Here is a 22,321-nt window from a genome sequence, read left to right on the forward strand (position 1 = left end):
GCTGCTCTCCTTCTACTTGGTGTAAGTGACCCGCAGCTTCGGCGAGTAGGTCTGGCCGGCGCCCCGGAAGATGCCGTAGTACGTGCGGTCCGTTGTGTTCGGGTCGAGCGCGATGCCGCGCCACTTCGTGGAGTCGAAGACGGATGTGATGTCGACCCACTTGCCTTGATTCCGCGACCAGTTGACTGTCTTGGCCTCGCTGTCGCTGGAGAACTTCGCGGGCCTGGCCGTGTGCGAGTGGGCCTTGATGACGGCCTTCCCGCCGCTGGCCGCGTACCAGTGCTCGGCGTACAGGTAGACCTCGGCCTTCTGGATCGTCGCGCCGGACAGGTCGGTGCCGAGGGCGGCGGGGAAGCCGATCAGGGCGGCTTGGGTGCCGCTGGTCGACGAGTAGTAGCCCTGCACGCACTTCGCGCCGTAGTAGCTGTTGTAGCCGGAGCGTCTGGCGTATGAGCCGGACCAGCTCGCGGTGTAGGTCTTGGTGTAGGTGCGTACGGGGTCGGGCGCGGTGCCGCCGCCGTCGTTGTAGCCGCCGGTCTCCGCAAGGTGCGGGCCGACGTCCTCGACGTAGAAGAAGCCGGGGCTGGTGCCGCTGCCGAACAGGCTGACGGTCTGCCCATCGGGCCCGTACTGGCACTTGAACGTGATCAGCAGCCGGTGCGTGCCGACCCCGAGGATGCGGCTGGATCGTACGAACTCCAGGCGTACCCGCTTGGCGTCGTTGATCGCCAGATGGTGGATTGCGGCATGCAGTTGGGGGGAGCTGATCGTGGGTTTCGCGGTCTCGCCGTCGCGGAGCCGGAGCTGGAGCTCGCCGCCCGCAATCGACGGGTTCGTGTGCGCGTCGAAAATGATCCTGTACATGCGGTCGGTCTGGGCCTCGAAGGCGAGCTCAACGAATCCCAACTCGGAGGTACCGCCGGTGACGGAAGTGACCTGGTAATCGATCGCGACGAGGCCGCGGGCGCGGTCGCCGAGGAGGGTGGAGACGGGGTCGCCGTCCACGGTGAGTTCGCCGGCGACGTTGAGGTCCGCGAAGGAGCCGTTGCCCGCGGTGTCGATCGTGGCGACCGCGCTCCCGTCCGAGCGGAGGGTTAGGTATTGGGGGGAGCCGGTTACCAGGGAGACCGCTTCCTGCCCGGTATCGTCGAACAGGCGGAGCCCCTGCGGGCCGACCTCAGCGCGGGCGCCGCCTATTGCGCGGCCGAAGACGGTGTGCGCCTCCGCGTTGTCGAAGACGACCCATCCGGCCGTGGCCGCGGAGACCTCCAGGCACAGCACGGCTTGCGTGGTGCCCTGAGGGGCGGTGACCTGCCCGGTGATGCGCTGCCACTGCTCGGCAATTGTGGCGGTGGACTCAGTGACGCCGTAGCCGAGGATCGTGCCCCCTGCGGTCTCCCAGCGGGCGAGGATCTTCACACCCTGCGCGACGAGGTTGCCGGAGACGAGGATGTCCACGCCCAGCCAGAGCTGCGCGGCAGACAGCACCGGCACGGTGGTCAGCGGCAGCGTGTAGTACGCGGCGGCGGCCGCGGCGCAGTCGACGCGGATGCCGACGCCGGTCCGGTTGCCGGGGGCCAGGGACCAGGGGGCGCCGCCGGCCGCGATGATGTTCGCGGTGGGGGCGTTCTCGAAACTGGGGTCTGGGATGAGGTTGGTGCCCGATCCGACGGAGAGTTGGTCGGGGGTGACGGCGCCGACGGACAGGTGGGTGCTCTCGATGGCTCCTGCGGCGACCTTTCCCGCGGTCACACTGTTCGCAGCGAGCTGGTCGGCCTTGATGGACAGGGCCTTGATCTCGCGGCCGGTGATCGAAGCGGCGACGATGCGGTCCGCTTCCACAGTGTTCGCGGTCAGCCGGTCGCCCAGCAGACTGCCGACGAGCACCTTCGGGGTGGTGATCGCGCCGTCGGCGATCTGCACGCCGGGGACGACGGGGCGCACTGCGGCGTTGTCGAACCACATGGATCCGGCTGTGGCGGATCCGGACTCGACGCGGATACGGGCCTGTGTGGCGGCTGCTGGGGCGGTGACTGTGGCGGTGATCCGCCCCCATGCGCCCTTGCTTGGGGTGGTGGTGACGGCCTTGCCGTAGCTGAGGATGGTGCCGGCGGCCGTCTCCCACCGCGCCTGAAAGTTGACTTCCGTGCCGACCCAGTTGGTGGACGCGAAGTAGTCGGTGGCGAGGTAGAGCTGATCTCCGGGCGTGACGGGCACGAGGGTGAGCTCCACGGCCCGGTCGGCGGCCGTGGCCGATGTGGCGTCGATCTTCAGCGAGGACGGGGATCCGTTGCCGAACGTCGTGTCCTGCGTGGCGTAGGTGGTCTTCGCCGCTGCGGCCGCCGTGTAGGCGCCCTCGAACGAGGGGTCGGAAAGGATGTTGGCGCTGCCGACGATGGTGAGCTTCTCCGCCGTGAGGGAACCGGCGGCGACGGCGTTCGCGGTGACGGAGTTGGCGGCCAGTTCGTTCGCGGTGACGGAGTTGGCCTGCAGCTCCCGCGCGCTGATTGCGTCGGCGGCGACCTTCCCCGCGGTGACGGAGTCGGTGGCGAGTGCTGCGGTGGTCACCGATCCGGCGACGAAATTTGTTGAGTCGACGAGCCCGGTCTTCAGGGCCTCGACGGTGACGGCGTCGACCTGCATGACCGCGGGCGAGTTGACGATGCTCGTCGAGTTGAAGCCGAGCCAGAGGTACGGCGTGATGTAGCGGACGGCGTCGTGGACGAGTCCGGCCGCCCGCGGGTCGTTGTTCGGACCTGCGGAACCGGAGACGCCTGTCGCGGCTCGGTCTTTGAGGTAGCCGACTACCGTGACCCATCCGTCGGTCGTCGGCAGAAGGCGGCCGGAGCTGGCCACGTAGTAGTGGGTGCTCGGGGAGTTCGCGCCGAGGCGGTTGACGAGGGTCGTCTTGTCGGCGCCGATACCGAGGACGCCGACGTAGAAGGAATCTGGGCCGGTCGTGAGTTGCGCGGTGGCGCGGACACGAGCGCTGACCCGGTACAGGACGCCGGGCTCGTACGGGATGAGCGTGGTGCCGCGGATGCGGATGTAGCCCCGGGCTTCGCCGACGGTCTGGCCCGTTGGCGCGTCGGTGATGCCGGAGAGGTGATTCCAGGTGGCGCCGGTGCCCTGGGCGTTGATCTGCCAGGCGGCCGGGTCGCCCATCGCGTCGACGTAGCGCTGGGCGGCGGAGTCGGACAGTGCGCCGCCGAGCGCGTTGAGCGTGACCGCTCCGGCGTTGATCTTGCCGAGCTTGACCGCGTTGTCGGCGAGCTTCTCGGTGAGGACCGCGCCGTCGGCGAGCGCTGCGGTGTTGACCGCGCCGAGTGCAATGTTCGCGGCCTTGACCGCGTTCTCGGCCAACTTGGTGTCGTTGATGATGCCGTTGACGAGGTCGGAGGTGACCGCCTGCCGCGGGGCCCCCGAGGCGGCGGTCGAGGCCTCGCCGGTGATCTGGGCGGAGTTGACGGCGACCAGGCGCGCGAAGACGGTGGTGTAGCCCTCGACGGCGACCGTGACCGCGGCTCCGCCGGTGTTGGTGATCGTGGCGACGAGGGTCGCCAGGCCGGGCGTGAAGTCGGCGCCGCTCGTGCTGGCGTGGACCTGGACGAGGGAGAAGTCCGACGGCGCGGTGTCGGCGTCGGCCCATGTGCCGTCCCAGGAGATGACCAGTCCGGCGAGCATCGGCTCGACGGTGGGCGCGGCCGGCGTGGGGGGCGGGTCGGAGTTGACGGTGACGACGGCGACGGCACCGTCCTCCTGGACGCCGAAGGAGGCGCGGAGGGTGCCGTCGTCTGTGTAGACATCGAGGCTTCCGCCCTCGATGGACGCGTTGGTGAGCTGGTTGGTCGTCTCCAGCGCCGCGAGGCGGTCCTCAAGTCCTTTGAAGTACTCCGCGAAGCGCCTGTTCTGCTCGCGCTCGTCCAGCCCGAAGGACACCGCGCCCCCTCTTCTCTGCCGATCGCCCGGAGGTCCGGGAGCGGGCAGAGTGGGCGGTGCGGGGTGTTAGCGTCGCGGGCTGATCAGCCGTAGAAGTCGTGGCGGGTCAGGGTGAGAATGGCCGTGCCGGCCGCCGGGTCGATCTCCTCGGCGGTGATGCGGTGCCATATGGCCAGTTCCCCGACCCACGGCACGTTGACCTGGACGAGGATGCGGTCGCCGAGCGTCCACGAGCCGAACGGCGCGTTGGCGTGCTGCTTGATCGCGATGGACGGGATAGTCAACTGCTGGGAGTGTTTCGCCCTCTCCGTCTTGCCGTACGACGTGAGGGTCTTCGCGTTCGCGGTGCCCTTCCGGCTGATGATCCGGGCGCGGCGAAGCCGCTTGTCGTCGACGACAACGCGCACGCGGGCGGTCTTCTGCCCGCTGCCTTTGCCCAGCACGTACACGTTGTTCGCGTAGAAGTCGCCCTGTCCGGTGGGCGTAGCGATCTCGATGATGTTCTCGCCGGACGCGAACCGCAGATCGTGCCGGATCTTGCCCAAATGGCGTGTGCCTAGGTCGATGTGATGGAGGATCTTCTCCTTGTCACCGTCCCAGTAGTGCCGCTCGAGGAAGTCCGCGCTCGCGAGCTTCATGACGTCGGTGATCGTCTGGCCGCAGTCAGGGCTGTCCCACCACAGCAGTTCCCACGGGTCATCGCCGGACGCGGCGCCCAGCTTGTACCCGGAGTCGTGGGTATCGAGCGTCACGCCGAGCTTGCCGCGCTGGTAGTCCTGCAGGTGAGACCAGATGTGCCGGACGACGTCGTACGCATCCCACCGCGTTGTGATCTTGTCCTTCGGCTTCGCCGGCATCTTCCGCTTCGGGCTTGATCCGTCCACGTATCCGTCGTTGTTCTTGTCTTTGCCCTCGTAGTTGACGCCCCCGACGATGTATTTCTGGGCGATCTTTGCGCCGGAGCGAATCACCGACCCCAGGTACGGCATTCCGCTGGGGTAGGCGGCGTAGCCTGCGCACTCCACCTTCATGGCCTGGCCCTGGTAGGACACGTTGGTCACCAGGCCGCCCCACCGGATCCGACCCTCGAACTCGGCGTACAGCGTCGTCGCCCACTCGGATATGACGGGCAGCCCGTCGGGCTTCGCCATCAGCCGCATGTACTCCGGCGCGATCGTCCCCGAGAGCGAGCCGGGCCCGTTCAGCTCGCGCTTCGGCGGGCCGTCCGGCACGAACGGCACGTCCCAGTCCAGGAAGTCCTGAGTGGTCGACCGCTGGGCGATGTACCGCCAGCCCATCAGGCGCTCACCGGCGCCTGGGAGTAGGTGACTTCCACCGACAGCACGGTGCTCGCGTCCGCGCGCAGCACGCCGGTGACGCCGCTCGTCCCGATGCCTTCGAGGAGCAGCGTCAGCACTTCACCGCGGTCGTCGGGATCAAGGACGAAGCGGTGCCCGGTCTGTACGGCGATCCGGCCGGCCTGCGCAGCGGTATACGGCATCCCCACGCCGTGCTGATCACCGATCGATACCCGCAACTGGCCACGCGCTTCGGTCGCGTCCGGGTGCAGTAGGCCGGTGATCTGAGTGTGGACGGTGACGTGCGTGGCCCACTCCGGAACGGTCTCCGCCCACGTGGCACCGAGGGGGAACACCTCCCACACGTCCGTGATCGCGCCGACGTCGTCCGGCGTCGTCCATGCCCCGAACAGGTAGCGGCGCGAGGCCTGCGTGCGCGGGCGTGCCATCTGCCGCAGGTCGGTGACCATGGCCGCGGTTACAGCAGTCGTGGAGGCGGTCAGGTCGACGCGGGCCAGGGTGATGGCCGTGGAATCCGGGTCGATGTCGAGGATGCTCGTGGTGCCTGGCGGCACATCGGAGATGACCCGGGTGTAGATGTACGGGCCGATGGTGGGGTCTTCGGGCTCCGGCCACGTCTCGCCGCCGTACGGGTCCTCGACTCGGGCGATGACCAGGTCAGTGCGGGGCCCGTCGGCTCCGGTCGGTTCGATTACCACCTGCTCGGCCGTCGGCATCCGCGCCGCGTAGGACTGAGCGCCACCGCCCGCGGCCGCGCGCCGCTTGGCGACCATCCCACCCGGGGCCACCTGAACTGCGCCGGCCGGAGAGCCCAGCGCAGTCACCAGAAGGTCCGCCGGACTGATGATGCCCTCGCCGCCGCCTACCGCAGCGTCAATGATCAGGCGGAGCGTCTCCTCGCTCGCCATCGTGCCCTCTATGAACCAGGGAATGCCGTCCCACGCCATCTCTCACCGCTCCTCACTCCGTACAGGAGTGGAGAGGCTGGACGGCGTGGGCGCATAGTGTCGACCGCTCACCACCAGGCGTACGCGTCACGCCACTTGATCTCTACGCGCGGCCCGTCCAAATACTTCGAGGAGGAGCGGGTGTACGACAACTGTGCCGTCCAGTTTCCCGGCGGGACGGCCATCTCTCCCAGCCTCGGGCTCGCACGCGTGAGCTGGTTGGCCACCGACAACGTGGTCGCGCCCTTGGTGTGAATCACCGTGCGCGCCCACGGGCGCGGGTCGATCGTCACGTAGTCGGAGGCCGCGATCGTCATCGTCAGTTGCACTGCCCACAGAGACGGGTGGAGCGTGACCTTCGGGTTCTTGCACGGGCCGTTGATCACGATCACCGGATAGGTCGGAAGCCGGCCGAGGTGCTTCACCAGCTTCGTCTTCTGAGACGTCGTGAAGTAGAGCTGACCGTCATTCGTGACCGGCCGCCACGGAACCGGCGGCCGACCCGCGATGTAGAAGTCCCACAGTTCCTCGGACTTCTCCGTCTCGTCGTAGAACCGGTCATCGATCGCCGTGAAATCGGCGACGACCGGCGTGTACCCCTGCTTCGTCAGCCGGGAGTGGGACACACCGATATTTCGCGGCCGCCCATACATGCGCCGGGTCCGACCCGCCTTCCTGTGCAGCAGCCACGCGACCCGCGACGGCTTCAGGCGGATCGCGTCGGCACGCCATGCCTGGCGCAGCATGTCGACGCCCTCGCTCACCCACGCTTCCGGGCCGTCAAGTTTGTGCGCGTACGCCATCACTTTCTCGGCGTCGGTCCACGCGCCTATGCGGGAGCCCTGCGACCACGGGCGCATCGGATAGTGGCGGTCCACGGGGCCGTTCACGCCGTCGACACCGAGCTCGAAGGTCACGGTGGCCGACCGCTGGTAGTCGCGGCCGAGCCGGATTCCGTCCTCGCCGGGCATTCCCGCGTCGCCCACCTCCGGATCGGCGTACGTCAGGTCGGGTTCTCTCAGGCAGTAGATGCCCGACGCCTCCCGGCCGAACGTCAACGCTGCACCCGGCAGGTTGTCGTACGAGTTGTACCCGAGGTACCAGTCGCCGTCACGCAACGCTTCCCCCCAACCTGATCCGACGCAGCTCGAACATGGCGTCCCCCAATGCGTTGCCGGTGCTCGCGACGGCACCGACGTTGATGTTCAGGTCTCCACCCACGAGGGCAGCCGCGGCCTGTGAGACGGTCGACCGTTGCCGGACGGTGGTGGCGCGCGACGAGGTCCGCACGCCGCCATTGGCGAACGTGGACAGCGCGCTCTGCGGGTAGACGACAGTTCCGCCGAAGAACTTCGCAACCGTGTCGAGGATCGCCTCGGAGCGCTTCCGTTTGGAGGGCGCGAGTGGGATGTACGCCTCGCCCGGGTACGTCTCCGGCTCCGCCCATAGCCGCATTTCACCGGCCTTGGCGATCTGTGCGATGTGCCTCTCCGCGCCGTTCGCGAAGGCCTTCACCCGGCCGGTCATGCTGCGGATGCCGCCGTTGGCGTATTGCACGATCCCGCCGTCCGCCTGCTGAGAGACGTACGGCTGGCCCAGCGTCGAGTACTTGACGGTGACGGTGACGGTCTTACCCGTGAGGCCGTTGATCTTCCCCTGAATCGCCTGCACCTGAGCGAGGGGCGTCTTGTTCGGGGCGGTGATCTTGACGACCTTGCCGCCCTTGCCGTCCACGTTCTTGATCGTGTAGCCGAGGTCTTTCAGTGCCTGCTGGGCGGTCTTCGTCGGCGTCTTGATCTCGATCGACTTGCCCTTCATCCCGGCGACCTTGTCCTGCACCCCCTTGAGTTCGCCGGCCGCCTGTTTCACGATCGCCTCGACAGTGACCTTCTTCTTACTCGGCGCATTCTTGATGTCGGCCGCCAGAGCGCTGATCGCCGCGCGTGCTCCGCTCGTGGGGGCTGTGACGGCGACCTGCTTCCCCTCGGGGAGTCCCTGGACGGTGAAGCCGAGGGCTTGAAGTTGCCGTACGGCCTCGCCGGTCGGGGCGTCGATGCGGATCGTCTCGCCGCCCTTGAGGCCGTCGAGCTTTGTACGCAGCCCCAGGAAGGCCGCCGTCGCCGCATCGACACCATCGGTCTTCATGATCGTGGTGATGGTGTCGGGAACAAGTCCCATCTGGTCAGCGAGCGCCGCGGCCTGTTCCTTGGGGATGCCCATGTCCGTGGCGAGCTGGATGGCCTTGGCGCGCGCCCGGTCCATGGCGGCCTGGCTCTTGTCCATGGCCTCGGTCATGGGTATGACGCCCTGCTCTGCGGCCTCTTGCGCGCGGGTGGCGACGCCGAGCATGCCGTCGCGCAGCTCCGTGAGCTGCGAGTTCAGGTTCTGGCCGTTCTTGGTCGCGGTGTTGACGAGACCGTCGTTGTCGACGAGTGCCTTGCCCCAGCCCTCAGCTGTGTCGATGTTGGACTTCATCGTGTCGTCGATGGCCAGCATCACGGCGTTGAGCTGCGCTTCGGCGTCGTGGAACGACTGGTTGTTTCCGTTCAGGGCGTCCAGTGCCCGCTTGAGGGCGTCGACCCGCTCGTCGGCGGACTTCGTTTTGTCGCCGAAGACCTGTACTGCGGACTGCAAGCGGCCGTAGGCGTCCGTTCCGGTGGTGCCTGAGGAGTTGATGGCGTCGGCGAGTTCCTTCTGCTTTGTCTGGCCCGCCTCCAGCTCACCCCGCACTGCGCCGAGGGCGTCCTTCGCTCTGATCGCAGCGAGGCCCTCGTCATCCCAGCCTTGCGCGCCGGTTTTGAAATCTATGAGTTCGTGGGCGTCGGCCGTCGCCTGGAGTTCCTTCTGCAGTTCTCCAAGGGTCGTGTCCTGGCTGAGGTAGGCGTTCGTCAGCTTCCCGAGGCTGACGCCCGCCTCGCCCATCATGTCGACCAACTTGCCCTTGCCGTCGGCGAGCTGCGTGTCCTGCAGGAGCTGCGCGGCTTGCGCTCTGACGTTCGCGTCGATCGTCCCGCCGGATGCGGCCAGGGCCTGCGCGAGGGCGTCCACGCGTTCCTTGTGTGCCTGCGTCGCGCGGGCCGCCTCCTCCTGTCTGGAGGCGAGCAGTCCGAGGCCGATCGTGACGCCGATCATGGCAATGCCGAGCGGGCCGCCGAGCGCGGACGTGACGCCGCCAATGGCACGGGAAGCAACCTGATTCGCAGCACCGATTCCGCGGAGGGTGCCGGTCAGGCGGTTGCCCTGCGCTGACACTCTCGAATAGACGCCCGTCATCCGTGACCAGAGGCTGAGGTGCCCTCCGCCGGCGGTGGTCGTTCCGCGCATCGTGGTGCCCAGCGTCCGCACGGACGTGCCTGCGGCAGCGACGGAGGTACCGAAGCCGCGCAGCATGTTCGCGACACCGCTGATGACCTTGAGCGCGAGCATCAACCCGAGGAAGACGGCTAGGGCCGTGTTCGCTCCGGGGATCACGCCCATGATCGTGTTGAAAATGCTCAGCAGGCCGTTGAAGGTCACGAGGAGTACGCCGAGGCCGGTTCCGGCCTCCGAGATGTTGCCGATCGCGGTGGCGATATTGGAGAGGACGCTGATCAGCGCAGGCCCAATCGTCTGGCCGAGAGCGTTGAAGAAGGTGCCTAGAGCGGGCATCAGCTCGGTGCGGATCTGCCGGACGAGGTCGGTGATTCCGCCGTCTTGCATGGATCGGCCGAGCCCCCGCATGAGGTCCCCGAAGAGGAGATTGACCTCGTGGAACGCGGGCGCCGCGTCGCTGAAGAACTGGCTCATGGCCTTCTGGCCGGCACCCGAGTTCGCCCAGCGCTCGAAGCGCAGCATGCTGCCCTCGAGCCCGTCGAGGAGTGCATTGCCGGTGTCCATGGCGGCCTTGCCGACACCGCCGAGGCCCTTGATGAGGCTGCCGGTGGTCCGGCCGAGCTGCGCCGCCTTGTCGCCCGCGTGGTCCAAGAACCTGGCGAGGCTGCCGGTTTCGCGGCCTGCCTGCACGGACGCCCGGAACCATTGGGTGAGTCGTTCACCGCCCTGGGCGACCCGTTCGGTGAATGGTCCCGAGGCCACCAGGAAATCCATGGTGGTCCGGCCGAGGTTGGCCAGGCTGTCGGTCATGTGGCCGACGACGCCGGAGTTCGTCTGCGCGATCGTCTTGAAGTCCTTGCGGAAGACGCCCGACTTCATGAACTGCGCGCCGCGCTCCGCCAGGGAACCCATCTGGGAGGCGGAGTCGCCGAGTGCGTCCTTGAGGAGCGGAAGGACTGCGTTTGACAGGGGCTTGATGTCGTCCGCGACCTGGGAGAAGAAGCGCTCCTGAACCGACTTCTTCATGTCTCGCCAGGCCCCGGACAGTGCGGTGACCGTGGTGACAGATTTTCGGGCCGACTTCGACAGTTTGCCGAGCGCCTGGTCGAGTTTCTCCTGCTGGGCCTCGGTGACCTCGCCGTCCTGGGCGAGCATCTGCTGGGCCGCCGCCGACTCCTTGACTGCGTCGCCGAAGCCGCTGAAAGCGATCTTCGTACCGATCGCCGCGGTGCCCGCTGCGGCGATCAACCCAGGTATCGCTGCAAGGACACCGACGGCAGGCGCGGCGGCCGACACCAGGGCCGTCAGACCCGCGCCGTACTGCCCGATGAGGGCGACCGCGGGCTGGAGCAGCGCGACCAGTGCGCCGATCGCGAGCATCCGCAGACTGCCGCGGCCCGGCATGCGCATCTGCATGGGGACGTTGACCGGGTTGCGGTTGGCTTCTCCCTGGGCGCCCGAGATCAGACGCCGAACTTGGTCGAGGAGTCCGCCGCTGCGCTGGCCGCCGCCGTCCGGCCTGACGGGGAGGTTGAGGTCAGCGTCGGCGAGGCGCTGCCGGATCCCGTCGAGTTCGGTACGGAACCGGTCCTCGTCGATCTTCACGCGGATGGTCGCGGTGACGCCCTTGGACGCCTCCTTGACGACTTCCTTCAAACGCCGCTTGAGGCCCTTGGAGTCAATCTCGACCTTGACCTTCGCGGCGAGGCCTTCGGCAGCCGTCTCAATCTGCGTGCGGAGTCTCTGCGCGAACCCCGAAAGGTCAGCGACGACCGGCACGTCGAGGCGGCCGGCCTGCAGGCCTTCACCCACTACGGACCATTCCTCTCTGCATGGCCGCCATGAGCATCTGCTTGTGGCCGTTCATGCGGGGTGCCTGCGGCTCCGGGGAGGGATGCGGCTGCCGTGGCGAATGGCCGTGGCGTGTCCCGGTGTTGGAGCGCGGCGGGCGAACGATGCGGGTCGGCTCCTCGCGCCGCTTGTCTGCGGCAAGGAGCCCGAGCTCGTCGACGATCAGCGCCAGGAGCTCCAGGACCTTGGTCCAGCCCCCGAGCGGAGCGGAACGGACCTGGGAGTCGTCGGGCAGTCCGTCGACGAGGGAGATCAGCCGTCGGACGCCGAGGAATCCGGGCTGTCCGGGGCGGAGCCAGACCCGTCGGGCGTCGACCCGGTGGTAGCGGGAGAGGTCGGATTCGACGTCGGAGAATCGCTCTCGGACGAGGCGGCCGACCGAAAGAGTTTTCCCAGCTCCACGCCGTAGACCTTTGTCAGGCCGGTCGTCAGGCGGACGTAGTCGCCGATCGACGGGCGGTTCTCGAGGAACGTCGCGTGCTGCTCGCCGAGGAGGATCGCGTACGTTTCGCGGACCGCCGCGAGGAACTTCCGCGGCAGGGACGGGCGTCGGAAGAGGGCGTTGACGACCTCCTTCACGCCGGCGTCGCCCTCTGCGGAGTCGATGACCTCACCGAGGAGGCCGACGAGGTCCAGTTCGTCGGACAGGATCGGGTCGAGGGCTTCGGCCGGCAGCTCCGCCGGGAAAATGAACTGGTCCCCGGCGAACTTGACCGGGATGCCGTCGGGGTACTGGACCTCGCGGCGTTCGGCGTCCAGGTCGATGACGTACGACATGCGTGTGACCTCTCAAATCTGCGTGGCTGAATCGCGGTGGTGCGGCAGCGCACGGACAGTGGCAAGCCGTGCGGGCTTGTGTCGCGCGCTGCCGCGAGAGGTCATGCCGCGGCGAACGCCGGGTCGTCGGTGAGGACGTACCAGGCGTCCAGCTCGTCGCCGCCCTGGACCGCCAGCCGCAAGGGCAAAATTGCCTCCTTGGTCTTGGCGAGGTCCTTCGCGACGCCTTCCATCTGCATGGCGCGCGGGAAGACGTACCTGTAGTGCTTGCCGCCGTCGATGACCTCGACGACGGCCATGACCTCCGTGCGGGAGCCGATACGGGGCGGCGTGAACTTGTAGTGCGTCGCGGCCGGTGGACCCGTCACCGCGACGGTGGAGATTTCACCGCCGCCGTAAACCGCCCGGAAGTTGTCGCCGGACCACTGCTGGAGGTCGACCTCGATGGTCGCCGCGTCCTGCGTCTGGAAGGTGCGGGTCGGGTAGGAGGACTGGGCGCTGCGAACCTGCTCGAAGCTCGGTTCCACGTTGAACTTGAGGCTGTCCTCGGTCGTGAGACCCACGTTCCGCAGGGCTGCGGGCATCACCGAAGTGGCGTCGGCCGGGGCGGTGGACCCGACGGGAGCCAGGAAGATCCTGGTGAGGGACGGGATGACGATTTCGTTGTTGTTGGCGCTCTCGCCTGCCATGACGGGTTCTCCAAGGTGTCCGGTGCTGGGGCGCGGACACCTTGGAGAGGCGAAGGGGTTAGCGTCGCGTCGTCACGGGTGGATGGTCACCGAGAGGTTCATCAGCCAGCGGGGTTGACCGTCGACGAGCGGCGCCCAGACCAGGAGACCGGACGGCTTGATGCCGCTGATGACAGGCCGGCCGGGCACGTGGGGCGCCTCCACAATGTCCTGGGCGGCCCTCGCGCAGCGCAGCAGGATCCGACGGAGCTCCGCCTTGCCGGGCCATCCGCCCGGGTCGCCGTACACCTCGAGCGTCACCTCGGGCTCGATGGCCCAGGTGAGAGTCCGCAGGTCTCCGCCGGGGCCGTGGCCGACGACGAGATGCGGCCAGGGTGCTTCGGCGATTCCGGACACGCGGCCGGGGCCGCCGGGGCCGCCGAGGGCGTCGACGGCCGCGTCGCTCTGCTGGAGCCAGGTCAGGATCTCGGAGACCGGATCGGCGTCCGCGAGTGTCAACTCGGTCATCAGGTACGGGCGACGAAGCCCTGCCCGCGCAGGCGGCGGGCGTAGTCCGAGGAGACGCTGATCTCTGTTCCGGGTGCGTAGTCGGTGCCGTCGATGCCAAGGTGGTGGGACAGCGTGACGGTGGACGGCTCCTCGCCCTCGCGGAGCGGCGGGCCGACGACGGGCACGGCGCGGGACGGCGCGTTGCGCTCGGAGCGGGTCTCGGCGGTGTCGACGGCGGCCTCATCGGGCGCGTCCGCGGTCCTTCTGGTGGTGTTCGTAGCCATGGCGGGCACTGTGCGGATCGGGACTGTTTGTGTCGCGTCGTCCGGACGGGTCAGCGGCGGGCGGCGACGATCGCGGCTCCGCCAGCCATGAAGTGCGCGCCGCCAGCGACGAGGTTGCCCGGGTAGACCGTGCCGACTTCGGCCTCGACGACCATCGGGCCCTGAGCGGAGACGGTCACGGTCACCGTCTTGCCCGTGACGACGGGCTGGCCGGAGTTGATGGTGCGGGCGATCCCGTCCGGGTCCTTGTGCGTGGTGCAGCGGCAGTTCCGGAGGTTGGCGACCGCTCGGGAGGTCCGGTCGCGGGGCTCGATCATGTAGGTGAATTTGCCGAGGCCGCGGTGCTCGCGGTCCCACTGCATGGAGTTGATGGAGAACCGCAGGTTCTCGGGGACTTCCTGGCCTTGGGCCTTGACGTGGGTGGGACGTACTTTGTCGTCGCCCATGGTCACCCACCGCTTTGTGGGCGGGGCCAGCCGCTTGGCCTCGATCTCCACTTGCACGGCGATGCGGTGGACCGCAGGGGCCAGCATGCGGGCGAGGGCTTCCTCAAGGCCCCGGGCGGGCGTGAACTTCGCCATCAGGAGACTTCGGGCGGGTTGAGCGTGGCAGTGGCCTGAACGTAGTCGACGGCCGGGCAGTCCGGCACGGTGTGGTTGCGGGTGCTCGTCAGGGTCCAGGACCGTCCGGTGTCGTCGCTGATGGTGTCGCCCTCTTTCACCGGCCACGTCTGCGGGTCCAGGCGCACGTTCCATGACCCGTCGGGCTGCTCGAGGACCGACCCGGGCCAGGTTCCGCGCGCGGCGGGGCGCACGTTGGGGTTCGGGGGGACGGGCACACCGTTGGCGTCGCGCTCCCACGGGTGGGCGAGCACGTACACAGTGAGCAGCGCGTTCGACATGACCACGGCCACGGCCAGCAGTTCCCTTCGTCAGCGACTGCGGTAGCGGGCGGAGGAGTACGGCCATGGCTCGCGGGTCGGCCGGTTGAGAGGCTGGAACAGGCGGCGCTTCAACGGGGACAGGGTGTCGATGGTGGGCGGGGCGCCGGCCTGGCCGGTGGCGGGTGTCGACTCGTAGGAGATCGACTGTCCCTCCGCGCTGACGGAGGAAACGCGGCGGCTCTGGGATCCGACACCGCCGGGGCGTTGCCGCTCGGACTCAGCAGCGTGAGCAACGACGTAACGCACCACCGGGTCCTCTGCGGCGCCGTCGAGGCCGATGATGAAGTCGACGTCGTACGTGCCGTCGCCGCGGTCCCGGTACGCGGAGACCTGCACCAGATCATCAACCTCGATGGGCCATGACTCGGCGTCGTTCAGGTCCTCGTGGGGGCGCCAGTACGGTGTGATGGCGGTTCGGGTGACGAGTCGCGGAATGACGGGCTGGCGCAGGTAGGCGACAACGTCCGACTGTGCCTTGCGGATTGCCGTCTCGAGGGCATCGCGCTGCGCGGGCGTGAGCGGGAGAGGTACACCGAGGTCGTCGGCGACTGCTTCCGGTGAGGCAACGAGGCCCAGCCCAAGGGGAAGGTCCAGACGCAGGGACTGGTCCTTGACGGGCTGGGCGCCGCCGCTGGGGGTGAAGGTGACGATGGCCCAGTAGCGGCCGGGCGCCACGTCCGGCAGCGTGAACCGGTATGCCCCGGGCCGCAGTCGGGTGCCCGGCCCTGCCGCGGCAACCTCGGTGGTGCGGTCCGGGCCGATGTAGAGGACGAGGCTGGTGACCTGCCCGCCGGCCGGTTCGGGGTCGTAGTGCGCCCCGCCGTACATGGGTTCGTAGTCGTATGCCGACACCCCGGGCCTCCCTTACTGCTCGGTGGCGGTAGCGGTCACTTGGGCGACGAGGCGTTCGCGGATGCGGGCTGCAACGCTTTCGGAGACCTGGGCGCCCTTGGGCTGCAAGAGGCGGTGGATAGGAGTGCGGTGCGGGCCGAGGAACGTCCGCTCGACCAGGCGCACGGTGCACACAAGGGTGGAGCCGTACTCAGTGAGGGGCCGGAAGACCGCCTCTGGGTCGGTCGGGGGCTGCTTGGTGGCGTCGTCGAGGATGACCTCGGAGAGGTTCTCGTCGTCGGGGATGACCTCGGTCGGGGTGGCGTAGACGGGCTCTTCGGGTGCGGCCGGGGGCTCGTGGACGGCCGGCGGCTCGAGCGGGGCCGTGTCGGGTGCCGTCGGGGAGCTGTCGGCGGCCGGAGTGGGCTCGTTGGCCGCCGCGGTGGTGGAGTCGGCGGTGGCCGCGGTCTTCTCGGCAGGGGGCTTGCGGGTTGCGGTTCGGCTGGTGGCCATGGGGTGGCTCCCTCTCGGGGTGATGTTCCGGTCGGCGCGCACCCTGCACACCGGGCGGCGCTTGTGTCGCGCCCTGCCTCGAGCAGCCGGGCGCACGCGAGTTGATCCCAGGGCAGCCCCTGCGCATGTGCGGAGGGGCTGCCCTGTTACGCGGATCAGGCGTAGGTGTAGCCGCCGGTCTTGGTGACGTTGCCGGCGTCGTCGACGAGGACGACGTCCTTCGCCCCGGCGGTGCCAGCCGGGGCGGTGACGGTCAGCTTCTTGGCGGACAGGATGGTCAGGGCCATGCCCGCCGTCGCGCCGAAGTTGACTGCCGACACCCCGTCCAGGTTGGTGCCGGTGATGGTGACGACAGTGCCGCCCGCCACCGGTCCCGTAGCCGGGCTGACCGTGGCGATGGTCGCGGCCGGGTACAGCTTGTCGATCTCGGACTGACGCAGCACGGCACCCGCCTTGTAGGCCAGGGTCTTGATCGACCCTTCGGGCTGCTGGTCGCCATCGGTGGTGTACGGGCGGGTGCTGTAGATGTCCTGAGAGACGACCTTCTCCGGATCGGTGACGGCGGTCGCCGGGAACGCCGCCTTGGTGATCCGGGTGCCGTCTGCCTTGTAGAGGCCCATGAGGGGGTCCTTCCTCGTGTGATGGTCGCGGAAGGATGAGGTACGGGGTCGGCTTGGGTCGCGCACTACCGGGATCCGGCGCACTTGCCCAATTGGGCAAGAATGATCTTGATGTGGTGTCGCTAGGGTCGCCCGCTGCTGTACTGCTTGCCGGGGCCGCGGCGTCGCTCGTCCTGGGCACGCTGCAGCTCGCTGAACCGCTTGCCATCCTGCTTCTTCTGCAGGTGCTTGATGTTGTTGGCAGGCAGTCCGACGCGCTGCGGCCCCAGGATCGATATGAGGTCGCCCAGGTCGCCGCGCGACGTGTACCCGGCCCGCTCGACGGATTCCTCGTCGGGGAAGACGTCGACGTGCCGCTCGGTCTCGAGGTCGATCAGGTGGTCCTCACGGCCGCCGAGGGAGTACACCCACTTGAAGTTGGCCGGCGGGTCCGGCTCCACGTACTCGCGGAAGAGGGAAACGCTCTTGGTGTACGCGTAGAACGTCACGTCGGGCGCAGACCTCATAATGCGGAGCCAGGCCTGGATGTACCCCGGGCTGAAGAAGTCTCCAGCGTCGTGACAGCGGACGTACTTCCCGCCCCGGTACCGCTTGTGCTCGAGCTCGGCGGTCATCGCCGCTTCCCAGCCGGGCAGGTCGTCCAGAACCATCATCAGGTTGGCTTCGTGGGCGGCCTTCACGGTGCGGAACTGGTAGGTGCCGGTGCGGGCGTAACACAGCGGGGCACAGACCGAAGCCCCCGGGCACGTGTTGTAGTTGCGGCCGTCCGGCAGAGTCCCCGCCCACGCGGGCAAGGTCCACTTGAAGGTGTCGGCGTATCCGCCCTGCTTGTAGGTGGTCAGAAGCCACTTTCTCGTTGAAGTCATGGCGTAGACCGTGAGGTTCCGCCATGGCTTGCGTCGCGCTTACCGCACGAAGGGATGCCGCTACCTAGTCGGCGGCGGCCTCCAGGAGGGCCCCGACGCTGCATCGGGGGCCTCGGTGAGCGGCGGGGGCGCCGGTGAGGGCATCCAGTTCTTCCGCGAGGCCTATGGGTTGTTTCTCAATCACCAGCGTCCTCCGTCATCGTGATGGTGGTACGTGGGAGGGGGCGCCCATGATTCGGGGCACCCCCTCACTCGCCTCTGGATCAGCCGGTGGGCGCAGTCCAGGTACCGATGACGAAGCTCTCGGGGCGCGGGACCTCGAGGGCCAGGCGCTCGTCGGCGCGGAAAGTGATCAGGCCCTTCTCAAAGTTCTCGGCGTTCTCCGAGGAGACGGTGACCGACACCGTCTCGCGGTCGTGGAGCTGTGCGCCCAGCCCGAAGGCACCGATCAGGAAGTCGGTGTCCGCCATGGCGGTCGTCTCGACCACGTTCAAGCGCCACACCTTTTTCTCGGCGCCGATGGCGACGGCGATAGCGACGCGGAAGGCGCCGTTCTTGTCCTCCTCGACCTCGACGTGCTCCCACATCGTCGGGCTGAGGACGATGCCGGTCGGGTCGTACTCGGCGAGCAGCGCCTTGGTGATGGAGCGCCGGATCTGTACGGAGTACTGGTCGGTGGCGAGACCCGTGTACTGCTGGACGCCCGGGGTGTTGTAGAGGCCGGTGAGGGACTGGCCGTCGCCAACGGAGTGCAGAAGGTCCCAGTCCTCCGAGTACTTGACGCCCTCGACCATGCGGGTGTTGATGAACGTCTTGAGTCTCGGCTCGTCGCTGAGGATGTTCTTGTGCGCGTCGAGGAGGTGCGCGACTTCCGCGACCGGGTACATCACCGGCGTCAGCGTGAGCTTCGACCGCGGGGCGCGGCCCCAGGTGTCGGTGTCCGCGCCGGTCGCAGGGGAGACACCGTCGGCGGCGTAACGCTCCTTGACCTGCTTGGCGTTGTTGGTCCAGCCGGTCTCACGCGCGCCGTAGAGGACGGCCTGCTTGGTCGAGGACTTCGGGAACAGGTCCCGAATGTGGAACTTGCGGAACGGGCGCTCGGCGATGCCCAGGTTCTGAGCCGAACCGAGGGTCTGGTGCGTGACCGTGCCGGCGGACAGGGAGAAAATCGACTTCCCCTCGATGTCGGCACGGATGTACGGGCGGTCCCGGAACCCGCCGCCGGTGGCACGCTGGAAGGATTCGGAGTCGACGAACAGGTCACCGAGGGACTTCTCCTCCATCGTCGGCCGCTGGCCGAAGTGGGTGGCCGCGGCCGGTGGGGCGTCCGGGGCGTCCAGGTACTGCCTGATCTCGGTCAGACCCTGCTCGGCGTCGATCAGACCCTTGATCTCCTGCGCCTCGCGGGACACAGTCCGGAAGGCGGTGGCCTGCTCGGTGGAGACGACGAACTGGCCGCCGTCCTCGACCTTGAAGGTCTGGCTGATGCGCTCAGCCTCGGCGGACTTCTCCTGGAGCCGGCGCTGGAGTTCTGTGATGCGTGCGGTGGCGGGCATTGCTTGCTCTCCCTGGTGCTGGGTGCGGTTGACGTGCGTCGCTCGCCCGGCCAGCACCGGGACGCCTCAACGCGAGGCGGAATGGAAGAGGGAGAGAGCAGTTAACGTCGCGTGCTGCCTGCTCCAGATGTCTGGAGCGGACAGCACATGGGGTTTGACCTGGTGTTTTGTTGTTGTGTCGGTGAGGCTCGCCGCAGGCGTGGGGGTGATGCTGAGTCGCGCGACTCAGCCCTGCATCAGAGCGAGTGCAGACTTCACTTCCTCCGCGTCCAGGCGCACGGTGTCCTCCGCCTCGGCGACGGATTCCGGGTCGGCGTCCTCCTCGTCGTCGTCGAAGGTGTCTTCGTCCCAGAGGTCCATCCCGAGCGGGTTGGCCGCAGGTGTCGGCCTGCGGTCGGGCTTGGAGTCGTCGGAGGTGGCGTCGAGGCCCTTCGCAGACAGTGCCTGGATCAACTCGCGCACCCTGTCGCGTACGCTCTCGAGCTGCTCCGGGCCCGCGGTGGTGCTGCTGACGCGCGCGGTGGCGTCGGTGATCGCGCCGATGGTGGGCTGGACGACCCGGGCATCGACGTCCTCGGCGTCGGTGGCTGCGCGGTGGGCGGTGGTTCCCTCCGGCACCACGATGGTGGCGAGTTCGACGGGCTGAGGCTTGTCCAGGGTGATGTCGCCCGTGCCCGTGACCGTGTACGGGATCGCGTAGTGGCTGCTGCTGTTCGGGCTGGGGCCTTCGGTGTGCACGGACACGATGACGTGGTCCGGGTAGGTGCCCTCAATGCACGTCCACGTGTCGCCGCCTTGGTCGAGGAGTTCGCGGACACTGTCGGCGAGGCGGGTGCGGAACTGCTCCTGAGACTCGGGCAGGGGCTTGGGGGACATTGCGGAGACCTCCGAGAGGGGTGTGAGACGGCTCTTGGCTTCGGCGACCATGGAGCGGGCCGACTTGTGCTCGATGCGCGGCAGGCGGGCCCGAGCGGCGTTCACCGCGGCGCGCGCTGACTTCTCCTCTGCACCGCCAAGGGCGCGGTAGCGGGCCATCACTCCGTCGGCGAATTCCTTCGGGGTGGCGGCGGGTTTCGTGGGCGGGCCTTGCGGAAGGGTCGCGCCGGCCAGGAGTGACCAGGGAGTCTCCCGGCACTCGGGGCGCAGGAGCGGCATGTCGGGGAGTGCGGTGATCGGCCACCAGGCGGTGACTTCTGTGGCGTCGCCCTTGGGGTCGTCGGGGTTGGCTATGCGCCGCTCGTCGTGGGGACGGTTGAGCGGCATGTGGGACTCGCCGGGGATGACGGCGACGTAGCCGCGGTAGATGCCGGTCGGGGCCGTCCACGAGCCGACGATGCTGGTCGTCCCGGGGAGTGTCGAGCCGGTCTCTTCCTCCCACTCGCGCAGCGCGGCGGCGAGTGCGTCCTCTCCGTCCTCCAGGTGCCCGCCGGGGAACTCCCACATCCCGGCGGCCGGATCGTCGTCGTCGAGAGCGCGCTGGATCAACAGCACCCGCCCGGTGCCTTCGGCCTTTACCGCCAGGCCCGCGACCTTGATGGTGTCCTCGATCTTCGGTGCAACGACGTCGATTTCGACGCTCGAGGGTGTCGCCTTGTACTCCATGCCGTCGTGCTCGGTGGAGGACTTGACCTCGAGTGCCCGGGTCAGGGGGTGCGCGCCGTGCAGGACGGGGCTGACTTCGAAGAGGTCGAGTTTGTGGATGACGCGGACGCCGTCGCCGCGGCGGGTGGCTCCGTCGGTCGGTACGCGGTAGCCGATGGAGAACGCGGCTTCACCGTGTTCGTGCCATTGCTTGACCTGCTCGTAGGTGTCGCGGCCTTTGGTGGTGCGGCGGTTGTAGGCGACGGTCGCGACGAGCGCGCCGGCCTCCTTGGGCCAGTTGGGGATGTCGGCGAAACGGCGGTCGCCGGGCAGCCACTCCTCAACGTCGAGGACGACACCGACGGCGTCTTTCCACTCGTGGTGCCAGGCGGCTTTGACGCGGCGGGTGGCGAGGGTGTTGGCGAATGCCCCCGGAACGATGAGGTCGTTGACCTCGTCGACCACGCCAGTAACGGCGTAGATTGCCCGGCTGGTGCCTCGCAGCGTGCTGGGGTGTGACGATCTGGTGGGTGGAGCGCTCGGCACGGCGGGAAACCTCCGGCGGTGGACAGTGGGCCGCCGGGCACCGTGCCTTTTGCGTCTGCCTACTGTCCTGTGCTGGCCGCAGGCTCCGGCCGCGCGCTCTCAGCCTCTGAGCGGGCCATGGACCAGCCGCGGGACCAGTAGCGGTAACCGAACTGCTGCTCCCGGTCGCCGAGTCGGTTGTAGGGGCAGGCGTCGGAGGGGTCTCCGGCCCCGTAGGCGGCCTTCCCCTCGTTGAGGAGGGTTTGGCAAGCCTGGCGATTGAGCTGCACTTCGTCGCTCCTCACTGGTTCGCGAACATCGAGTCCTGGACACCGCGGTCATTCGGTTGTGCTGGATCGCTCGGTGCGGCCGGGCCGGCGGCGCCGCTCTCTTCGGCTCGGCTGTGCGTGCGGGTCATCTGCGCGTCGTCCACCTCGATCGCCCACGTGTCCGGGGAGTTGTAGCGCCACACCTGGCCCGTGGAGTCGCGTACCCACCCGGTCAGTGTGCCGTCCGGTGCCTGATCGAGCCAAGCCTGTTCTCCTTCGCTGCCGGTGTACGCGGCGAAAGCCCCCTCCGGATCGGTCTCGTCGCCCTCGTCGTACATGTCACCGGACCAGGGGCGAGCGTCGTCGGCGGGGGGCGGCGGGGCCTCGCCCGACAGTTCGCTGCCGCCCTCCTCCGAGATCGCGGCATCCTCTCCTGGAGGCCCCGCGGGATCTGCGGGATCGGTGTTGGCGCCCGGGTCCTCGGCGGGGTCCGTGGGGGGCTCGATGGCTGGCGCGCCGAGGTCGGCGCCTCCGAGCTCGTCCTCCTCGGCGCCCGCTTTCTCGTCGTCTTCGTCCCCGAACGGCTGACCGCCCTTGGGGAGAGCCTTGATGGCGAATCCGTATCTGGTCACGGGCGGAGGATGGACAGGCGGACCGGCTTGTGTCGCCGCCATGGCCACCCCCAGCCTGACCAAGATCATTCTTGCCCAATTGTGCAAGCCTCCGGATCAGCTCCCCGGAACGCGTGCCTGCCTCGGCGCCCCCGGGCCCTCCTCGATGACGTTGCTGTGCTCACGCAGCACGGCAAGCACTGTCGCTTCGTCGTCTCCGGACACGGCCCGCACAGGACCCGTTGGAGAGAGGGGGACCGGCTCGCCCTGGTGGAGCTCCACGAGGGCAGCGGCCCGGTGCGACCCGATCACCGGGCGATCGGACCGCCCGGTGATCTGCACCGTGTAGGTCGCCCCGTCGTCGAACGCGCCGGTAACGGTGAACGGCATCGCTGCCTC

At 68.3% G+C, this 22,321-nt stretch carries 20 protein-coding genes; all 20 read right to left on the minus strand.

Annotated elements, in window-relative coordinates:
• Window positions 1-12: 12 nt before the first annotated feature.
• Entirely contained in the window at window positions 13-3,939 is a 3,927-nt protein-coding gene (locus OG246_RS26525; protein WP_266468696.1) for a hypothetical protein, read from the minus strand.
• 83 nt (window positions 3,940-4,022) lie between these two features.
• The gene (locus OG246_RS26530) at window positions 4,023-5,237 is read right to left on the minus strand and encodes a hypothetical protein (protein WP_266468698.1); all 1,215 of its coding nucleotides are present in this window, start codon (window positions 5,235-5,237) and stop codon (window positions 4,023-4,025) included.
• Entirely contained in the window at window positions 5,237-6,205 is a 969-nt protein-coding gene (locus tag OG246_RS26535) for a hypothetical protein (RefSeq protein WP_266468700.1), read from the minus strand. Before OG246_RS26535 ends, OG246_RS26530 begins: the two co-directional genes overlap by 1 nt.
• A 68-nt stretch (window positions 6,206-6,273) precedes the next feature.
• On the minus strand, window positions 6,274-7,323 hold the full coding sequence (locus tag OG246_RS26540; RefSeq protein ID WP_266468701.1) for a hypothetical protein: 1,050 nt from the start codon (window positions 7,321-7,323) through the stop codon (window positions 6,274-6,276).
• Window positions 7,316-11,329: a hypothetical protein gene (locus tag OG246_RS26545; protein WP_266468703.1), complete on the minus strand. Its 4,014-nt coding sequence runs from the start codon at window positions 11,327-11,329 to the stop codon at window positions 7,316-7,318. Before OG246_RS26545 ends, OG246_RS26540 begins: the two co-directional genes overlap by 8 nt.
• A 291-nt stretch (window positions 11,330-11,620) precedes the next feature.
• On the minus strand, window positions 11,621-12,145 hold the full coding sequence (locus OG246_RS26550) for a hypothetical protein (RefSeq protein WP_266468706.1): 525 nt from the start codon (window positions 12,143-12,145) through the stop codon (window positions 11,621-11,623).
• 101 nt (window positions 12,146-12,246) lie between these two features.
• A complete protein-coding gene (locus tag OG246_RS26555; RefSeq protein WP_266468709.1) occupies window positions 12,247-12,834 on the minus strand; it encodes a hypothetical protein in 588 nt (195 codons plus the stop codon).
• Between the two features lie 72 nt (window positions 12,835-12,906).
• Window positions 12,907-13,341: a hypothetical protein gene (locus OG246_RS26560; protein WP_266468712.1), complete on the minus strand. Its 435-nt coding sequence runs from the start codon at window positions 13,339-13,341 to the stop codon at window positions 12,907-12,909.
• A complete protein-coding gene (locus OG246_RS26565; protein ID WP_266468715.1) occupies window positions 13,341-13,607 on the minus strand; it encodes a hypothetical protein in 267 nt (88 codons plus the stop codon). Before OG246_RS26565 ends, OG246_RS26560 begins: the two co-directional genes overlap by 1 nt.
• A 50-nt stretch (window positions 13,608-13,657) precedes the next feature.
• On the minus strand, window positions 13,658-14,188 hold the full coding sequence (locus tag OG246_RS26570; protein ID WP_266468718.1) for a hypothetical protein: 531 nt from the start codon (window positions 14,186-14,188) through the stop codon (window positions 13,658-13,660).
• Complete coding sequence (locus OG246_RS26575) at window positions 14,188-14,520, minus strand: hypothetical protein (protein ID WP_266468721.1); 333 nt, start codon at window positions 14,518-14,520, stop codon at window positions 14,188-14,190. The genes OG246_RS26570 and OG246_RS26575 overlap by 1 nt, the downstream gene beginning before the upstream one ends.
• Before the next feature lie 18 nt (window positions 14,521-14,538).
• Window positions 14,539-15,402, minus strand: coding sequence for a hypothetical protein (locus OG246_RS26580; RefSeq protein ID WP_266468724.1), 864 nt, complete (start codon window positions 15,400-15,402; stop codon window positions 14,539-14,541).
• Between the two features lie 12 nt (window positions 15,403-15,414).
• On the minus strand, window positions 15,415-15,894 hold the full coding sequence (locus OG246_RS26585; RefSeq protein ID WP_266468727.1) for a hypothetical protein: 480 nt from the start codon (window positions 15,892-15,894) through the stop codon (window positions 15,415-15,417).
• Window positions 15,895-16,049: 155 nt separating this feature from the next.
• Window positions 16,050-16,514: an IPT/TIG domain-containing protein gene (locus tag OG246_RS26590; RefSeq protein WP_266468730.1), complete on the minus strand. Its 465-nt coding sequence runs from the start codon at window positions 16,512-16,514 to the stop codon at window positions 16,050-16,052.
• A gap of 122 nt (window positions 16,515-16,636) precedes the next feature.
• Complete coding sequence (locus tag OG246_RS26595; protein WP_266468733.1) at window positions 16,637-17,380, minus strand: hypothetical protein; 744 nt, start codon at window positions 17,378-17,380, stop codon at window positions 16,637-16,639.
• Between the two features lie 263 nt (window positions 17,381-17,643).
• Complete coding sequence (locus OG246_RS26600; RefSeq protein ID WP_266468736.1) at window positions 17,644-18,936, minus strand: phage major capsid protein; 1,293 nt, start codon at window positions 18,934-18,936, stop codon at window positions 17,644-17,646.
• Window positions 18,937-19,161: 225 nt separating this feature from the next.
• Entirely contained in the window at window positions 19,162-20,982 is a 1,821-nt protein-coding gene (locus tag OG246_RS26605) for an NUDIX domain-containing protein (protein WP_266468739.1), read from the minus strand.
• A gap of 140 nt (window positions 20,983-21,122) precedes the next feature.
• A complete protein-coding gene (locus OG246_RS26610) occupies window positions 21,123-21,332 on the minus strand; it encodes a hypothetical protein (protein WP_266468741.1) in 210 nt (69 codons plus the stop codon).
• Window positions 21,333-21,343: 11 nt separating this feature from the next.
• Window positions 21,344-21,943 (minus strand): hypothetical protein, encoded by a 600-nt coding sequence (locus OG246_RS26615; protein ID WP_266468744.1) that lies wholly within the window; start codon window positions 21,941-21,943, stop codon window positions 21,344-21,346.
• Window positions 21,944-22,039: 96 nt separating this feature from the next.
• The gene (locus tag OG246_RS26620; RefSeq protein WP_266468747.1) at window positions 22,040-22,312 is read right to left on the minus strand and encodes a hypothetical protein; all 273 of its coding nucleotides are present in this window, start codon (window positions 22,310-22,312) and stop codon (window positions 22,040-22,042) included.
• Window positions 22,313-22,321: the final 9 nt, after the last annotated feature.

The sequence above is a fragment of the Streptomyces sp. NBC_00620 genome (assembly GCF_026341825.1).
Taxonomy (GTDB): domain Bacteria; phylum Actinomycetota; class Actinomycetes; order Streptomycetales; family Streptomycetaceae; genus Streptomyces.

Excerpts from the sequence above, each read along its gene's own strand:
- OG246_RS26555 (WP_266468709.1), bottom strand. The coding sequence starts at position 12,834 with ATGGCAGGCGAGAGCGCCAACAACAACGAAATCGTCATCCCGTCCCTC.
- OG246_RS26590 (WP_266468730.1), bottom strand. The coding sequence starts at position 16,514 with ATGGGCCTCTACAAGGCAGACGGCACCCGGATCACCAAGGCGGCGTTC.
- OG246_RS26585 (WP_266468727.1), bottom strand. The coding sequence starts at position 15,894 with ATGGCCACCAGCCGAACCGCAACCCGCAAGCCCCCTGCCGAGAAGACC.
- OG246_RS26595 (WP_266468733.1), bottom strand. The coding sequence starts at position 17,380 with ATGACTTCAACGAGAAAGTGGCTTCTGACCACCTACAAGCAGGGCGGA.
- OG246_RS26565 (WP_266468715.1), bottom strand. The coding sequence starts at position 13,607 with ATGGCTACGAACACCACCAGAAGGACCGCGGACGCGCCCGATGAGGCC.
- OG246_RS26560 (WP_266468712.1), bottom strand. The coding sequence starts at position 13,341 with ATGACCGAGTTGACACTCGCGGACGCCGATCCGGTCTCCGAGATCCTG.
- OG246_RS26550 (WP_266468706.1), bottom strand. The coding sequence starts at position 12,145 with ATGTCGTACGTCATCGACCTGGACGCCGAACGCCGCGAGGTCCAGTAC.
- OG246_RS26530 (WP_266468698.1), bottom strand. The coding sequence starts at position 5,237 with ATGGGCTGGCGGTACATCGCCCAGCGGTCGACCACTCAGGACTTCCTG.
- OG246_RS26570 (WP_266468718.1), bottom strand. The coding sequence starts at position 14,188 with ATGGCGAAGTTCACGCCCGCCCGGGGCCTTGAGGAAGCCCTCGCCCGC.
- OG246_RS26600 (WP_266468736.1), bottom strand. The coding sequence starts at position 18,936 with ATGCCCGCCACCGCACGCATCACAGAACTCCAGCGCCGGCTCCAGGAG.
- OG246_RS26620 (WP_266468747.1), bottom strand. The coding sequence starts at position 22,312 with ATGCCGTTCACCGTTACCGGCGCGTTCGACGACGGGGCGACCTACACG.
- OG246_RS26535 (WP_266468700.1), bottom strand. The coding sequence starts at position 6,205 with ATGGCGTGGGACGGCATTCCCTGGTTCATAGAGGGCACGATGGCGAGC.